General features: G+C 75.2%; 8 protein-coding genes. All 8 read right to left on the bottom strand.

Features of this window, described 5'->3' with window-relative positions; all coding sequences use genetic code 11:
- Nucleotides 1-36 precede the first annotated feature (36 nt).
- The 8 genes from ACF068_RS05925 to ACF068_RS05890 are packed head-to-tail and all read right to left on the bottom strand — an operon-like array spanning nucleotide 37 to nucleotide 16304.
- Nucleotides 37-4272 carry an amino acid adenylation domain-containing protein gene (locus ACF068_RS05925; protein ID WP_392272921.1) on the bottom strand — a complete coding sequence of 1412 codons (4236 nt, stop codon included), beginning with the start codon at nucleotides 4270-4272 and terminating at the stop codon, nucleotides 37-39.
- Nucleotides 4265-5302 carry a 3-hydroxyacyl-CoA dehydrogenase family protein gene (locus tag ACF068_RS05920; protein WP_392272920.1) on the bottom strand — a complete coding sequence of 346 codons (1038 nt, stop codon included), beginning with the start codon at nucleotides 5300-5302 and terminating at the stop codon, nucleotides 4265-4267. Before ACF068_RS05920 ends, ACF068_RS05925 begins: the two co-directional genes overlap by 8 nt.
- 32 nt (nucleotides 5303-5334) lie before the next feature.
- Complete coding sequence (locus ACF068_RS05915; RefSeq protein ID WP_392272919.1) at nucleotides 5335-10827, bottom strand: condensation domain-containing protein; 5493 nt, start codon at nucleotides 10825-10827, stop codon at nucleotides 5335-5337.
- Between the two features lie 22 nt (nucleotides 10828-10849).
- Entirely contained in the window at nucleotides 10850-12745 is a 1896-nt protein-coding gene (locus ACF068_RS05910; protein WP_392272918.1) for an amino acid adenylation domain-containing protein, read from the bottom strand.
- Entirely contained in the window at nucleotides 12742-13818 is a 1077-nt protein-coding gene (locus tag ACF068_RS05905) for an HAD-IIIC family phosphatase (protein WP_392272917.1), read from the bottom strand. Before ACF068_RS05905 ends, ACF068_RS05910 begins: the two co-directional genes overlap by 4 nt.
- Nucleotides 13815-15041 (bottom strand): acyl-CoA dehydrogenase family protein, encoded by a 1227-nt coding sequence (locus tag ACF068_RS05900; RefSeq protein WP_392272916.1) that lies wholly within the window; start codon nucleotides 15039-15041, stop codon nucleotides 13815-13817. Before ACF068_RS05900 ends, ACF068_RS05905 begins: the two co-directional genes overlap by 4 nt.
- On the bottom strand, nucleotides 15025-15294 hold the full coding sequence (locus ACF068_RS05895; RefSeq protein WP_392272915.1) for an acyl carrier protein: 270 nt from the start codon (nucleotides 15292-15294) through the stop codon (nucleotides 15025-15027). The genes ACF068_RS05900 and ACF068_RS05895 overlap by 17 nt, the downstream gene beginning before the upstream one ends.
- Nucleotides 15291-16304, bottom strand: coding sequence for a 3-oxoacyl-ACP synthase (locus tag ACF068_RS05890; protein WP_392272914.1), 1014 nt, complete (start codon nucleotides 16302-16304; stop codon nucleotides 15291-15293). The genes ACF068_RS05895 and ACF068_RS05890 overlap by 4 nt, the downstream gene beginning before the upstream one ends.
- Between the last annotated feature and the right edge of the window lie 261 nt (nucleotides 16305-16565).

Genomic DNA, 16565 nt, shown 5'->3' with positions numbered 1-16565 from the left:
GGGTGCGCGTGTTCCGGCTCGTACCTCACGGCGTGTTCACCGACCCCTTCCGTGTGCCTCGGAGGCCCACCGTTCGACGAGGACGCGGCCGACGTCGGCGAGCCCGTCGGCGCGTCCCATCTCCATGTGCGTGCGATCGACCGGCAGGACCTCGAGCGACCCCTTGACCAGCGGGCGCCACAGGTCGAGCACGGTCTCGGGCGGGTGGTCCCGCGAGGTGAACATCACCGTGTTCCCGGCGAACGGGCGGGGCTCGTGCAGCAGCGTGATCCGCGCGTTGTTGGTGATGATCCGCGCCAGGGCGGCGATCCGCCGCTCGTCGAACGAGGCCAGCAGCCCCTCCTCCGCGCGGGCGATCTCCAGCAGCCGCGGGTACGTCAGCGCTTCGCCCGCCCACAGGGACGGGTCGTAGCCGAAGAATTGCAGGAGCAGCCCGAGGACGTCCCGGCCGACGACCGGACCCGGCGCGGACCGGGCGGAGGACGAGGCCGAGGTCGCGGCCGGAGCCGAGGACGACGGGGCAGAGGCCGGGGTCGCGGCGTCGGGGTCGTCCGCGCCCATGGGGTAGGCGTCCAGGATCGCCAGTGTCCGCACCGACTCGCCGCTCTCCTCCAGTTGTACCGCCATCTCGTGGGCGACCACTCCCCCGAAGGACCAGCCGAGCAGGTGGTACGGACCCGTGGGCTGGACGGACCTGACATGGTCCAGGTAGTCCGCCGCCATTTCCCGCAGGGACGTCGGCATGGCCTCCGTGCCGTCCAGGCCCCGGGCCTGGAGGCCGTACACCGGCCGGCCGGCGCCGAGCGGTGTGGTGAGCCCCGCGTAGCTCCAGGAGAAGCCCGCCGCCGCGTGCACGCAGAACAGCGGCGCCTCGTCGCCCGACTCCCGCAGCGGCAACAGGACTCCCGTGTCGCCGTCGGACGTCCGCTGGACGCCGCCCCATCTGTTACGGGCGGTGCCGTCCTCCGCCCCCGGCGAGGGGGGCGGACCGCCGGGGGCGGTCGCGCGGGCGATCCGGGCCAGTGCTCCGACCGTCTTGTGTTCGAGGACGTCCTGGGGGGTGAGGACGAGGCCCGTCCGGCGCAGCCGGCTCAGCAATTGGATCGACAGGAGGCTGTCCCCGCCCAGGTCGAAGAAGTCGGCATCGGCGTCGACGGCGGCGGCTGCCGGGAGTCGCAGCACCGCGCGGAACGCCCGTGCCACGTGCTCCTCCCACGCCGCTTGCTCCTCGCGTGCCCCGTGCTCCTCCTGTGCCGCTTGCTCCTCGCGTGCTCCCCGCTCCTCGCGTGCTCCGTCGGCGGTCGGCGGGTCGGCCTCCAGCGGCCGTACGCCCGTCGGCGGCTTGTCGCGGTCGAGCTTGCCGCTGCCCGTACGGGGCAGCGCGGAGGCGGCCTTCAGCTCGGCCGGGACCAGATGCGCCGGCAGCCTCTCGGCCGCCCACTCCCGCAGCGCCCGGCGGCCGGGAACGCGGGCTCCCTCCGCGGGCACCAGGTAGGCCACGAGCCGGGCGTCGCCACTCGTCCCCCTCCGGACACAGGCCATGACGTCGGTGACGGCCGGGTGCCGGGCGAGCACCGCCTCCACCTCGCCGGGTTCGACGCGGAAGCCGTTGACCTTGACCTGGGCGTCAGCACGGCCGAGGAAGTCGAGCTGCCCGTCGGGACGCCACCGGGCCAGATCACCGGTCCGGTACATCCGCTCGCCGGGCGGGCCGAAGGGGTCGGCGACGAAGCGCTCCGCGGTCAGCCCGGCCCGGCGCAGGTACCCCCGGGCGAGGCCGTCCCCCGCCAGGTACAACTCGCCCCGGCGGCCGGACCGCACGGGGCGGAGCGAGCCGTCGAGCACGTAGGCGCGTACGTGGTCCAGCGGCCGCCCGATCGGGGGCGCGCCCTCCGGTACGGGACCGTCGCCGGCCGGAGCCGCGGCCTGGACCGTCGCCACGGTCGCGAACACCGTGGCTTCGGTCGGCCCGTACGCGTTGAGCACCCGGGTCGCGGGCATGGTCTCGCGGATCCGCTCGGCGAGCGTCGCGGGGAGCGCCTCACCGGTCATCACGAGCGTGGTGGCCGACAGATCGAGGCCTCCGGTTCCGGTCAGCCGGGAGAACACCGAAGGGATGGCGCACAGCAGACCGCCGGACCAGCGCGGCGGGTCGCCGTCGAGCAGCGACAGGAGGCTGTCGACCAGCTCGACGCGACCGCCGCCCGCCAGCGCGGGGAACACCTCGGCCACCGACACGTCGAAGCCGAAGGGGCTCGCCGCCAGCACATGGGCCGACGGCCCGATGCCGAACTCGGCTGCCGCCCGGTCCACCAGCGCGACCGCACCGCGGTGGGGTACCACGACGCCCTTGGGCGTACCGGTGGAGCCCGAGGTGTAGAGGACGTACGCGGGGTGCGAGGGCCGCAGCGGTTCGGGGCGGTCGGCGTCGGAGGGCGCCGTGGACGGGATCCGCTCCAGCTCCCGCAGCACCGCCGGGTCGTCGAGCCGGACGGTCGTGGCCGGCCCGCTCACGACGTCCGCGAGGTACGCGCCGGTCGCGGTGTCGGTCAGCACACAGGCGGGTGCCGCGTCCTCGACCATGAAGCGGAGGCGCTCGGCCGGGTAGCGGGGGTCGAGCGGCAGGTACGCGGCGCCGGTCTTCAGCACCGCGAGCATGGCCACGACGGCCCCGACGTCTCTGGGGAGCAGCAGGCCGACGACCGACTCCGGCCCGGCACCCCGGTCGAGCAGGAGCCTGGCCAGCCGGTTGGCGCGGCCGTGGAGTTCCGCGTGGGTGAGCGTGCCGTCGGCGGCGACGACGGCGACCGCGTCGGAATGGTGCCGGGCGGCGCTCTCCAGCAGGCCGGTGAGGGTACGGCGGGATGTTCCGGAGCTCGCACCGCCCGTGCGGGAGGGAGCGGCCGTTCCCGCGTCCGCCACTGGCAGGTCCAGGGTGCCGAGCGGCTGCTCGGGGAACGCCACGGCGAGCGACAACAGACGCGTGAAGCGACGTGCGTGAGCGTCGAGTTCGGCGACGGTACAGCGGTCCGCCGCACCGCTGAGGTGGACCCGCGGCCGCTGGTCCGCGGGGTCGGCGTCGATGAAGACACGGATGTCGTGGACGGGCTCGGGCACCAGGTCGTGGACCACCACGGACAGGTCGCCGAACCGCACGGAGGTGCCGGGGGTGCGGACGTCGGCGATCGTCCCGAACGGCCGGGTCCGTTCGTCCGGCGCTCCGGTCTCGTGGGACGACGCCTGGTGGCCCGGTCGCCGGTTCCTGGCGGCCTCGCGCGCACCGCGGGCCACGTCCTGGACGAGTTCGGCGAAGGTGGTGGTGGACCGCACCGCCTGCGTGAGCGGCACGATGTGTTCGCTCGCGTCCGGGACACGCCGGCTCGCCCGGGTCGGCCGGCCGTCCACCGGTATGCCGAGCACGACGTCCGTGGTGCCGCTCAGCCGGTGGGCGTAGGCGGCCACGGCGGCGCGGAGCACCGCCCGTACCGGCACACCGCCGTGGCGGGCGACGGCACGTACGCGCGCGGTGTCGGTGGTGCCGAGCGTCACCGGGCGGGAGTCGACAGGGACGCGCGATCGCCCGGCGTCCGGGACGGGAGCGGACGCGCAGGTCACGGGGTCGGGGAGGACGTCGTACCGCCGGGGCCGGTGGGAGCGGTCGGCCTCCTGCCCGGCGGGTACGGCGGGTACGGCAGCCACCGGGGCCGGCCGGGCCCGGGTGACGAGGGCGCCGTCGGTGGCCGGGCGGCCCCCGGCGAGCGCCGTGTACACCTCGGAGACCCGGCGGGTGATCAGCGCGCAGCCGAAGCGGTCGACGGCGGCCCGGGGGTGCTGGTGGAACCAGTGGTGGCGGTCCGGGCCGAGCCGCAGCAACGCCTGGGCGGACCAGGGCCGAGCCGTGTCCTCGCCGCCCGGTGCCGGGTCCGCCGCCCGCTCGGTCGCCGCGCGGGTCCACGCGTCGGCGGCACCGCGCGGGTCCGCCTCCGTGCTCAGGTCCACCACGGGCAGCGGCATGCCGGCCGGGGGCTCCGGGGCGGGCGGCCCGTCCGGTCCCCGGCCGGCGGGGTGTACCCGCGGTGCGGTCGTCTCGGCCACGACCTGGGCGACCGCCGTGCCCAGCGTGGTGAGGTCCAGGTCGCCGTGGATCTCCACGAGCTGGGCGACGTGACCGCCGGGGGCGGCGGGATCCGTACCGGAGTGCGGGACCACGGCACTCCGGGCGTCCCGTCCGGCGGCGGGCACGTTCGTGGGCGCGTCCGGGCGGTCAGCCATGGTGGGTGCCTCCCGCCGTGACGGGGTGCGACGGCGCGTACGAGTAGAAGCCCCTGCCCGACTTGCGTCCCACGTTGCCCTCGGCGACGAGGCGGGCCAGCAGGGAGCAGGGCCGGAAGCGGTCCTCGCCGGTGTGCCGGCGCAGCACCTCCAGCGAGTCGGCGATGGTGTCGAGGCCGATGAGGTCGGCCGTGCGCAACGGCCCCATGGGGTGGCCGAAGCAGTCCTGGAAGACGCGGTCCACGGTTTCGGCGTCGGCGGTTCCCTCGTCCAGCACGCGGGCCGCCTCGTTGAGCGTCAGCATCAGCACCCGGTTCGTGACGAAGCCGGGGGCGTCACGCACCACGAGGGCGTGCTTCCCGACGCGGGCGAGGAAGCCCTTGGTCCGCTCCACGGTCGTGGCGCTGGTCCGCGGGGCGCGGATCACCTCCACCGCGTCCTTGAGCGGTGCGGGGTTCATGAAGTGGGTGCCGATGACCCGGTCGGGCCGGGTGGTGAAGGACCCGAGGCGAGCGACCGGGATGCAGGAGGTGTTGGACGCGAAGATCGCCTCGGCCCCGCAGATCCCGTCCAGTTCGCGGAGGATCCCCTCCTTGACCTCCTCGTCCTCCCGGGCGCACTCCACCACCAGGAGGGCGGCCGCCATGTCGGTGAGTTCGGCGGACCAGGTGACGAGGGACTCGGTGCGGGACGCGGGCGCGGCCGCCCCGGCCGGCCGGGACCCCCGGCGCAGCAGCGCGGCCGTCCTGATCCCGGCGCGGAGCCGGGCCGGGCCCGCGGCCAGCGCCGCCGGGTCGTTGTCGACGACGACCACCGGGTGGCCGGCTTCGGCGAAGCACTGCGCCACGCCGACCCCCATGGTGCCCGCGCCGACGACGCCCACCGGCGCCCCGGCCGGAACGGTCCATTCGGCCCGGTCGGTGCCCATGGCCGGGTCGGTCCCTACGGCCTGCCCGGCCGGTTCGGTCCGTACGGCCTGCTCGGTCCGTACGGCCCGCTCGGCCTGTCCTACGTCTGTGTGTTCGCCCACTGTTGCAGGTCTCCTTCGTCGGCCGGGCCGCGTCAGTCGGTGTGCGCGGGCCGTGCCATGGCCGGCTCCGCGGGGGTGCTCGCGCTGGTCGTCGTGGGAAGCGGCCACAGGCGGGACAGTGGCGCACCGGGGGTGCCGACGGCCGCGCGCAGCATCGCGAGCAGTCCGTCGACGAGAGCCCGGGCACTCGACCGGTCGAAGAGTTCGGTGCGGTAGTCCAGTGAGAGGGACAGCTCGTCCCGCCCCGGCCCCGCCACGACGGACCAGGAGAGGTCCGGCTCGCTGCGGCCGGGCGGCAGGGTGAGCCGTCCCGCGTCCGTGCCGGGCCACCGCACGGGGGCCGCCTCCAGTCCGGCCGTCGAGCCGAGTGCCGCCGGCAACGTGTGGCAGGAGTACGCCACGTCGAACAGCGGGGCTCTGCCGGGCTCGCCGGGCAGTCCGGCCGCGCTCACGATGTCGGCGAACGGCAGGTCCCGGTGCTGTTCCGCGCCGGTGACGGCAGCCCGCACCCGTTCGGTGAGCTCCTCGAAGGAGGGGTCGCCGGCCAGGTCCAGGCGCAGCGGCAGGCTCCGCGCGGAGGAACCCGCACGCGTAGGGGCCACCGGGAGGGGAAGCGCCGTGCCGGTCAGGCCGATCAGCACGTCGTCCGTCTCCGTGTGCCGGGCGAGCAGGGCGGCGAGTGCCGCCAGCACGCTCTCCCCGGTCCCGGAACGCACCACCGCGCGGGCCAGGTCGTCGGGGACCCGGGACCCGACGGTGGCGGTGGCGGTGGTGCCGTGGGCGGGGCGGGCCCGGTCGAGCGGCACCGCGCCGTCGGGCAGATCCGCCAGTGTCCGGCTCCAGTAGGCGAGGTGCTCCTCCCTCCCCGGGCCGGTCGAGGGCTCGGGGGCCTCGCCGGGCAGCGGGGAGAGCACGGGCGGCCCGGCCCGGCGCCCGTCCCGGTGGGCGCCGTACAGGGCCAGCAGGTCCTGGAAGAACACCTCCGGCCGGCCACCGTCGTCCGCCTCCTGGTCGGTGGTGACCAGCAGGACGTGCCGGTCCGGCGCCGTTTTCGCCAGGAGCGCGTGCAGCCGGCGCCCCGATGCCGGATCGAGGACGAGCGCGGCCTCGACCTGCGCGATCTCCCCGGCCGTGACGAGCGGTTCGCTCTCGCCCGAGACGTCCGCCGTGGTGAGGAGGCCACCGCCGGCGGACGGACCGTGCCCCGCGGCGCCGGCCGGCCGGGCACCCGCCACCGCGTGCCGCCGGGCCAGTTCCTCCAGCGCCGTGCGCAGCGCGGGGATCCGCACCTCCCCGCGCAGCTCCAGGCAGTTGACGACGGGGGTGGCGGGCGGGACCACCGGGGCGGCTGGCGGGTCCGGCCGGTCCGCGACCGGTCCGGTCACCGGAGGAGGGCCACCGGGCAGGTCGTCGTAGGGCGTGTCCTGGTCGTCCGCGACGGCGTGCAGCAGCTCCAGGAACGCCTCGGACATGGCGGAGATCGTCCCGGCGTCGAAGAGCCGCGTCGCGTACTCCATCATGACCACGATCTCGTCCTGGTCCGCCAGCTCGCCGACGACCATCGAGAGGTCGAACTTGGCGGTGCCGGGCGGCAGTCCGGGGAAGTGCTCGATGACCTCCGGGTCGTGCGCGGGCCCGACGGCGACCTCGCCGAAGGCGGCGGCCGGCGGCAGCGTCTGGTGCACGTACATCACGTCGAAGAGCGGGTTGCGGCTGGGATCACGGCCGGCCGCGACCTCGCGCACCACCTTGTCGAACGGGACCTCCTGGTGGTCGAGGGCCCCGAGCACCACCCCGCGCACCCGGCGCAGCAGCTCGCGGAAGGTCGGGTCTCCCGACAGGTCCGAGCGCAGCGCGATGGTGTTGTTGAAGAAGCCGAGCAGCTCCCACAGCTCCGGCCGGCTGCGGCCGATGGTGGAGGTGCCGACGACGACGTCCCGCTGCCCCGACCAGCGCGCGAGCAGCACGTTGAGCGCGGTGAGCAGCACCATGAACAGCGTGGCCGTCTCCCGGGCGCCCACCTCGCGCAGCCGCCGCACCAGCGGGCCCGGGATGGTGAACCCGTGGGTCGCGCCCGCGAAGTCCATCCGGCCGGGGCGCGGCCGGTCGGTGGGCAGCTCCAGCGCGGGCGGGTCGCTCAGCCGTTCACGCCAGTAGTCCAGTTCCCCGTCGAGGCGGCCGTCGGCCACCAGCTCGCGCTGCCAGCGGGCGTAGTCCGCGTACTGCACCGGCAGCGGCTCGACGGCGGGGGCACGGCCCTCCAGGCGGGCCGTGTAGAACTCCAGCAGGTCGCGGAGCTGGATCTGCGGGGCCCAGCCGTCGTTCACCGCGTGGTGCATGCACCAGCAGACGATGTGGTCGTCGTCGGCGAGCCGCACGACGGTCACGCGTACGAGCGGTTCGCCGGCGATGTCGAAGACCCGGCGGGCGGTGGCGGTGACGACCGCGGCCGCCGCGGTCTCGGGGGCGTCCTCGCCCGAGACGTCCAGGTACGTGAAGAAGTCGCCCAGGGCGGGCCGGATCACCAGCTCGGGCCTGCCGTCGGCCTCGACGAAGTTCGACCGCAGCACCTCGTGGTGCCGCGCCAGGTCCTCCCAGGCGAGCCGGAAGGCCTCGGCGTCCAGGGGGCCGCGGTACCGGGAGGCGCCGGGGAGGTTGTAGAGCGTGGTCGCCGGGTCGACCTGGTGGTGGAGCCATATGCGTTCCTGCCCGTACGACAGCACCGGCTCGCCGCCCGGGGTGACCGGCGGCAGCTCGGTACCGGGCACCTCGGGCAGCTCGGGCGCCTCGGGGACGGCCGTGGCCGTCGGCGCGCCGGTGCCACTCGGCGCCTCGGGCGTGGGTTCCGGCGCGGGCGCGTGCGGCGCCCGGTCGTGGATGGCCCGCGCGAGCGCGCTGACGACGGGGTGGTCGTACACGTCCGCCAGCTTGAGCCGGACCCCGTGCCGTACGCGTACCCGCTCCACGAGCTGGAGGGCGATGACGGAGTTGCCGCCGATGGAGAAGTAGTCCGCGTCGGCCGGGACATCGTCCGCGTGCAGCAGGTCGACGAGGGTGTCCCGCAGCCAGTCCAGTACGGACCCGGAATCGTCGGTCCCCCGCTCGCCGGACGCGCGGACCGGTTCCCCGGCGGCGGGCGCGGCCCCGGTCGCGGCCTCGGGGCCGGACGCGGACACGGTCGCGCGGACGGCCGCGGCTTCGGCCGCCGCTCCGGACGCGGCTGCGGTCACGGGGACGGGCTCGGCTGCGGGCCGGGAGGACGCGGGCGGCACGGGGGCGGGCGCGGCCGGAACGGGTGCCGGGGCGGTGGCCCGGTCGAGGACGTCGCCGGAGGGCGGCGCCTCTGGCCCGGCCCAGCACCGGACGCCGGTGGACGGGTGTCCCGGCAGCGGGACCCGGCCCGCCGACGGGTCGGCCCGCAGCGCCGCCCAGTCCAGGGCGACACCCTCCTCGTACAGCCGGCCCAGCAGCTCCAGGAGGGCGACGTCCCCGGCGTCGGCGTCGGCACCCGGCCGCAGACGGAGCACCCGGGCGTCCGCGCGGTCGTGGAGGTGGGCCGCCAGCCGGTCGCCGATCTCGCCACGTGCCGCCAGCTCCACGAACACCACGGGGCCGTCGGAGAGCTGCTCGTCCGCCGCCGCGTGGAGCCGGTCCACGCGCAGCGGGTCGCCCGCCACCGCCGTGTCCCGCCCGCTGTGTGCCCGCCGCAGCGCGGCGGTGTCGTCGGCGCCGAGGTCCCCCCGCAGGTACCGAGCGGTGTAGCGGGAGATCCCCGAACTCATCAGCCCGTCCGGTGAGACGCCGGCCCGGACCAGCCACTGGTACGTCGCGAGCTGCCCGCCGACCATGGCGGCGCGGTCGGCCGGTACGGGCAGCTCGTCCGGCAACGGGTGGGGCGGCCGGTCGGACGGCTCGGGGGCGGGGGCGTCCCCGGAGAGCAGGAAGACCACCCGGGGCGGGGCCGCGGCCGGGGCCGCCGGGGCGGCCCCGGGCTCCTCGAGCCGGCGCCAGGTGACCTCGGCGGCCAGGCGCGCCGCCAGTTCGGAGGTGGTCCGGGCGACCACGGCCGCACGGTGGGGATCGTGGTCCCTGCCCTCGTTGAGGGTACGGGCGACGTCGGCCAGTGGGTGGGGGCCGTGACGCAGGGCCAGCGACAGCCGCTCGCACTGGGCGAGCAGGTCCGCCCGGCTGCGCGCGGACACCGCCACCAGCCGCGGGGCGTCGTCGGCGGGGCGTGCCGGGGGCACCGGCGCGGTCGCCGGGGGCTGTTCCACCACGCAGTGCGCGTTGACGCCGCCGAGGCTGAACGAGCTCACGCCCGCCCGGCGCGTCTCGTCGTCCCACCGCTCGAGCGAGGTGACGACCTCCAGGCGCGCACCGTCGAGGTCGACCTCGTCGGCGGGCTCCACGAAGTGGAGCGAGGGGTACAGCTCGCCGTGGTGCACGCTGAGGACCGCCTTGACCAGTCCGGCGATGCCCGCGGCGTGGTCCAGGTGCCCGATGTTGGTCTTGACCGAGCCCACCTTGACCGTACGGTCGCCGTCGGGACGGGCCAGGGCCAGGCCCTCGGCCTCGACCGCGTCGCCGAGCCGGGTGCCCGAGCCGTGCGTCTCGATGTATCCGGCGGTCGCCGGGTCCAGCGAGGCGTTGCGCCACGCCCTGGTGATGACCTCGGCCTGGGAGCGGGCGCTCGGTGTGCTGATGGTGGCGGAGTGCCGGCCGTTGTGCACCACGGCGCTGCCGCGGATCACGGCGTGGATGAACGCGTCCTCCGCCAGCGCCCGTTCCAGTGTGGTGAGGACCATCACCGCGCCGCCCTCGCCCCAGCCCGCGCCGTCCGCGGCACGGTCGAACGCGCGGGACCGGGCGGTGGGCGAGGCGATGCCGGGGAAGTCGGCCACCGCGGCCGCCGGCGGGACGACGTGGCGCAGGCTCACCCCGCCCACGACGGCGTGGTCCGCGTCCCCGTCGCCGAGTTCACGGCACGCCTGGTGGACGGCGACGAGTGAGCCGTTGCAGCCGGTGTCCACGCCGTAGCACGGGCCGGTGAATCCGAAGAGGTGGGAGATCCTGGCGGGCAGGGCGCAGGGGATGTTGCCGTTCATGCCGAGGGTGCCCTGCTCGCGCACCAGGGGCGCGTAACCGTTGTTCGGTGAGCTGAAGACCACCGCCGTCCGGCTGTCCCGGAGCCCGGACGGGGCGTATCCGGCGTTCTCCAGTGCCTCGTGGGTGAGCTGGAGTGCCAGCCGGTGCTGCGGGTCGGTCACCTCCGCCTCGCGCCGGGACATCCCGAAGCGCTCGTGGTCGAACAGGTCGATGCGCTCCAGGTAGCCCTGTTCGGGATAGTCCTGCCGGGGGTCGAGCCCGGTGGTGCGGATCCGTTCCGGGGGGATCGGACGCACCGAGTCCCGGCCCGCCCGCAGGTTCGCCCGGAACGCGGCGAGGGAATCCGCCTGCGGGAACCGCGTGGCGATGCCGATCACCGCGACGGCCGGCCGGCCGTGCGTCACGCCCGTACCGCTCATGTCGCCTCTCCGTTCACGTGTGTCAGAGCTCGTATGCGGCCGGCGGGGCGTGGTCCTCGCCGGGCGGGTGCTCGCCCAGGCGTTCGGCGATGCGCTGCGCCTGGTCGGCGATCGTCACGTGGTCGAACAGCTCGCCCACCCGCAGCGTCCCGGGCCACCGGCCGTCCAGCCGGTCGTGCAGGTCGACGACCTTGATCGAACTGCCGCCGACGGCGAAGAAGTTGTCGTCCGGGCCCGAGCGCGCGTGCCCGAGGACCTCCGCCCAGATCCGGCCGACGGCGCTCCGGTGCCCGCTCCAGTCCCCGCCCGGGGTGCCCGCGGCAGCCCGCGGGCCCGTCGGGACGAGCGCGCGGAGCGCGGCCCGGTCCGCCTTGGTGCTGCGGTCGAGGGGCATGTGGTCGACCGGTACGAACAGGGTCGGTACGGCCTGCTCGACCAGCCGGGTCCGGCAGTGGGCGCGCAGCTCCGCGGCGTCCGGCGGTCCGCCGCCGGGTGCCGGCAGGACGAAAGCGATCACCTGTGGTTCGTCCTGCCCGGCGCGTTCGCACAGCACCACGGCCTGCTCCACGCCCGCATGACGTTCCAGCACGCTCGCGATCTCGCCGAGTTCGATCCGGGCGCCGCGGATCTTGACCTGGTCGTCCGTCCTGCCGTGGTAGTGCAGGGCGCCCCGCTCGTCGACGCTGGCGACGTCCCCGGTGCGGTAGAGGCGGCCGCCCGGCCGCCCGTACGGGTCGGCGACGAACCGCTCGGCCGTGAGGGCCGGCCGGTTCGCGTAGCCGAGGGCCACGAGGGCGCCGCCGACGTAGAGTTCGCCCCGCTCCCCCGCCGGGAGTTCGCGCAGCCGCTCGTCCAGCACCCGGGTCCGCGCCCCCGGCCAGGGCCGCCCGATGGGGACACGGTCCCGGGTCGGGTCGGGATCGGTCTCCACCGTGCAGGCGATGGTCGTCTCGGTGGGCCCGTACTCGTTGACGAGCCGGATCCCGGGCAGTCGCGCGTGGTGCGCGCCCACCAGCTCGGGTGTGCATTCCTCACCCCCCATGACGACCATCCGCAGGGTGTCGGGCAGGCCATCGGGGTCCTGGAGGACCGCCCGGTAGTAGGAGGGGATGTTGAACAGGTGGGTGACGCCGTGGTCCCTGGCCAGCCGGGTGAACTCCGCCACGTGGACGAGCTGTTCCGGGTCGGGGAGCACCAGCGTGTGACCGCTGGTGAGCGACCAGAACATGCCGCCGAGGATCCCGTCGAAGGACAGCCGCAGCGCGATCAGGAGGACGGAGGGTTCGGTGCCGTACACCGCCCCCCGGCAGCCGATGGACACCGCGAACTGGTCCCGGCCGACCAGTACGCCCTTGGGGACCCCGGTGGATCCGGAGGTGTAGGCGATGTAGGCGGGGCTCTGCCCGGAAGCCGGGGGGTACGGGTCAGGGGGCAGCAGCCGGCCGGCCTCGACGAGCCGTGCCGGTTCGAGGTCCGCCGCGTCGAGTACCGCCGGCGGGTCGGGCAGCGCGGCGAGGACGGAGGCCGGTACGGCGTCGCCGTCCTCGCTCAGCACCACCGCGCAGTCGGCGTCCCGGCACAGCGCCTCGAACCTGCCGATCGGCAGGTCGGGTTCCAGGACCGCCCAGGTGGCCCCGGTGCGCAGGGCGGCGAGCATGGCGACCACGGACAGGGCGCTCTGGCGCGTGCGGACGCAGACGACCCGCCCCGGCCGCAGCCCGTGCCGCCACAGCAGCCGTGCGAGGCCGGCCGAGGCGTGGTCGAGTTCGCGGTACGTCAGCGAGGTCCCGCCGATGACGAGCGCGGTCGCCCCGGGGGTGTCGGCCACCTGGCTCCGGAAGGCGGCCCACACGGACCGGGCCTCCGCCGGGGCGTCCGGGGGGACGGGCCGGCCGGTGTCACCGGGGTGCAGGGTCATCGCGGACTCGCTTCCTGTGCCGTCGGTGCCGTGCCGGTGATCACGCGCATGTGGCCGGGGGCCTTGGGCAGCGGCCGCTCCGGGTCCACAGTGAGCACGAGCCGGTCTTCGTCGGTGTCCGTCGCCTCGTAGCCGGCGAAGCGCATCGTGACCAGCATGTTGCGGTTGGTCTCGGTCGGGACGAAGTGCGCGATGGGGCGCCGGCCGGCCGCCAGGGCCTGCCGGACGAGATGGTGCAGCAGCACGCTCCCCGCGCCGCGCGAGGCGACCCGGCAGGACATCAGCAGCAGCCGCAGGACCGCGTCGCCGCCCACGAGCGCGGTGACGGCGAGGCCGATGATCCCGTAGTCGCCGAAGCGGTCGCGGAGGGTGGCCAGCAGCACCTGGTGGTCCGGTGAGGTGCTCAGCCGGCGCAGTTCGTCGATGTCGTACGTCAGTCCCGTGCTGTTGAGCTGGTGTGTGCGGACGGTCAGTTCGCTGGCGCGGGACAGGTCGTCCTCGGTGGCCGGGCGCAGCTCCATCACCAGGCCGAGCGAGGCGAGGAACGCCTGGCGTCCTTCGGTGGACTCCTCCTCGGCCTGCCGGCGCTGCCACTCGGCCTGGTAGAGCCGGCGCCGTCCGGTGGCCTCCGCGGTGATGTGCTCGGGCCGGAACTCCCGGTGTTCGGGCAGCCGGGCGACCTCGGCCGCCGGGTAGCAGCGGACCATGGGGAGTTCACCGGCGACCTCCGCCCGCTCCACCGGGTCGTTGTCGACGAACGCGATGGTGTCCAGACCGATGTTGAGGGCCTGGGCGATCCGGCGCACCGCGGCGGACTTGGCGCCCCAGCCCACCTCCACCGCGCAGAACCAGTCGGCCAGCCGGCGCTCCGCCAGGTGGCGTTCGGTGACGGAGCGTTCACCGCGGCCGGCGGCGGCGTGCAGGATGCCGCGCCGGTCCAGCTCGGCCAGGGTCTCCAGCGCCGGCGGGAAGGGGACGGGGTCGTCGCCCTCCAGCACCACCCCGTCCCACAGGGTGTCGTCCAGGTCCCACACCAGGCACTTGACGGTGGGCGCGCCCGCTGCCGCCGTCACCACGACTCCCCGGGGAGCCGGGGCCCGGCGGGGCGGTCCGTGCCGTGCGGGGCGGCACCGAAGCGCCGTAACAGCCGCTCCGCTATGTGCAGTTCGGACACTTGCTGTGCTCCTTCGATGATCTCCATGACCTTGGCGTCCCGGAAGTGCCGGCCCGCCCTGCTGTCGGGCGCGCAGCCGGCCGAGCCGAGCACCTGTACGGCGTCGCGGCTGCCCGCCGCCGCCGCGGAGGCCGCCGCGTACTTGGCCATGAGCGTCTCCGGCACCCCGTGGCCCGGTCCCGGGGCCCGCGCCTCCGCGGCCCGGCGGGCGAGTTCCCGGGCCCCGGCGGCGTCCACCGCCGCCCTGGCCAGCAGTGACCGGACCAATTGGTGGTCCCCGAGGGGGACGTCACCCTGCCGGCGGACCGCGGCGTGGGTGGCGGCGTCCTCGACGCACGCCTCCGCCATGCCCACGCATCCCCAGGCGACCGTGAACCGGCCGTGGTCGAGCGCGGTGCCGACCACGTGGGAGAGCCCCAGGCCGGGAGGGGCGACGAGGTGGCGCCGGGGCACCCGCACACCGTCGAAGGACAGATGGGCGATGCGGGCGGCCCGCAGGCCGAGCTGGCCGTGCACCGGCTCCCGCTCGACGCCGGCGCGGTCCGCGTCGACGAGCACCGCGGCGGGCTTCCCGCCGTACGTGCCGAGGACCAGGAACACGTCGGCGACCGCGCCGAAGGTGACCCACCTCTTGCGGCCGGTCACGACCACGTCCCGGTCGCCCGACGCCTCGATGCGGGTCTCCACCGAGCCCAGCGCGCTGCCGGCGCCCCGCTCGGTCGCCGCGAAGCCGGCCGTCAGCGTGCCGCCGGCCAGTCGGGGCAGCCAGTCGGCCCGCTGCTCCTCGGTGCCCCAGCGCAGCAGCGCCGCGGCCACCATGCCCTGCACGGTCAGCAGTCCGCGCAGCGCGCCGCACTCACCGCCGATCCGTGCGGTGATCTCCCCGAGGGCGAGCGGATCGAGGCCGGCGCCCCCGTACCGCTCGGGCAGGTCGGCGGCGAGCAGCCCGGACGCGGCGAACTCCTGGCGCACCGCATCGGGCAGCCCGCCGTCCTGGTCCCAGCGGGAGGCCGACTCGTGCGCGTCGGCGGCGAAACCGGCGGCGGCCTCGTAGAGGTCCATGGTCTTCGCGGGCGGCGGCTCCGTCGTCGTGCCGGGGCGGCCGTCAGAGACCTTCGGCATGGGCCTCTCCCGGCTCGGTGATCCCGGCCTTGTGCCGGACGAACTCCGCGATGCGGTTGGCGGTCCTGAAGCTGTCCAGATCCAGGTCCTCGACCTGGACGTCCAGGGCGAAGTGGCTCTCGACGAAGGTCACCAGCTCCAGTGCGAACAGGGAGTCGACGAGGCCCTGCGCGAAGTAGTCGTCGTCCGGTCCGACCGGCCGGCGAAGGGCCGCGCTCAGGAAGCCGGTGATCTGCTCGGTGATGTCGTTCATGCCGTGCCCTCCCGTGGACCGGTCGCGACCAGCAGCAGGCTCCAGGCGGCGACCGGGCTCACGTTGATCAGGACCGCGAGGTCGCCGGAGGCCAGCTCCTTGCGGTCGAGTGCCGTGCGGAGATTGAGAAAGACGTCGTTGGGGCCGAGGTGTCCGTACCGCCGGAGGTTCTCCCGGCACGCCGGCAGCAGTTCGATGTCCAGGGAGTCCTCGAGGAAGCCGAAGCCGGCGGCGGACAGGTTCTGGCTGACGAAGCCGGCGATGTCCTGCCGGCCGATGCCGTTGCGCCGCAGCAGGTCGTCCAGCATCGCGGAGAGCCGGCCACGGGTCTCCATGGCCAGGTGGAAGGAGTAGGTGGTGGGCTCCGTGCACTGTTCGCGCCACTGGGCGGTGGGGCGGTCGCGGTAGTCGACGTGGAAGAGGTCCCAGTAGCGCCCGTTGGTCCGCTGCGCGATGTCGAGCACCCGTGTCCGCCCGTTGCGGGAGAGCAGCAGTGCCTGTCCGCCGTCGCCGTTGACGGTGACGGGGTGGCGGTAGCGGTGGGTGGTGGCCGGCTTGCTGCCGTGCACGACCAGGACGTGGTCCAGGGCGGGGTCCGCGGCCAGCAGTCCGCGGGCCGTCAGCAGGGCCGGGGTGATCGAGACGCAACCGAGGCCGCCCACCGAGAAGGTGGTGGCGTCGGCGGCGCCGAGCCGGTGCTGGAGCCGCGTCACCTCGGAACTGAGGAGCGTCTCCTGGACCCGCGACTCCACCATCACCAGGGCTTCCAGGTCCCGGGCGTCGAGCCCCGCCTGTTCGAGCGCCCGGCGCGCGGCGCGTTCCGCCAGGGCGACGGAGTCCAGCCGGTCGTCCGCCCGGACCGTGTCGATGCCCAGGCCGTCGCGGGTGGCGCGCTCGGCCTCGTCGAGCGTCGGCACCTCGCCGACCGGCACGGTGGGGTCGGGCAGGTACCAGGCGGCGCTGCGAATGGCGAGGGGGGCCGCGCCATGCGGGAGGGCCTGCTGGGGCACGGGTCGTTCCCTCTCGTCCAGGTCGGGATGTCCGGCCGCCGGCCGGTTTCCGCGACGTACCGCGTGGGTCGTGCCGTCTCCGGACGCATGCGTGTGCCGGGACGTTCCGGATTCTCGTGGGGGCGACTGACGCCGGACTGACGCGCCGCTGACGGCGCCCGGTCGGGAGGGCCATGACGCGGGCACGTGCCATGTGGCGGAATGTCCATGGACCGGCCCGGAGCGATCCGGGGGTTGCCGGACATTGATGGTGGGCAGGTT

The sequence above is a fragment of the Streptomyces sp. NPDC016309 genome, assembly GCF_043077235.1.
GTDB lineage: Bacteria > Actinomycetota > Actinomycetes > Streptomycetales > Streptomycetaceae > Streptomyces.
Note: the sequence above shows the minus strand (reverse complement) of the source record. Positions and strands in the feature narration are given on the sequence as shown.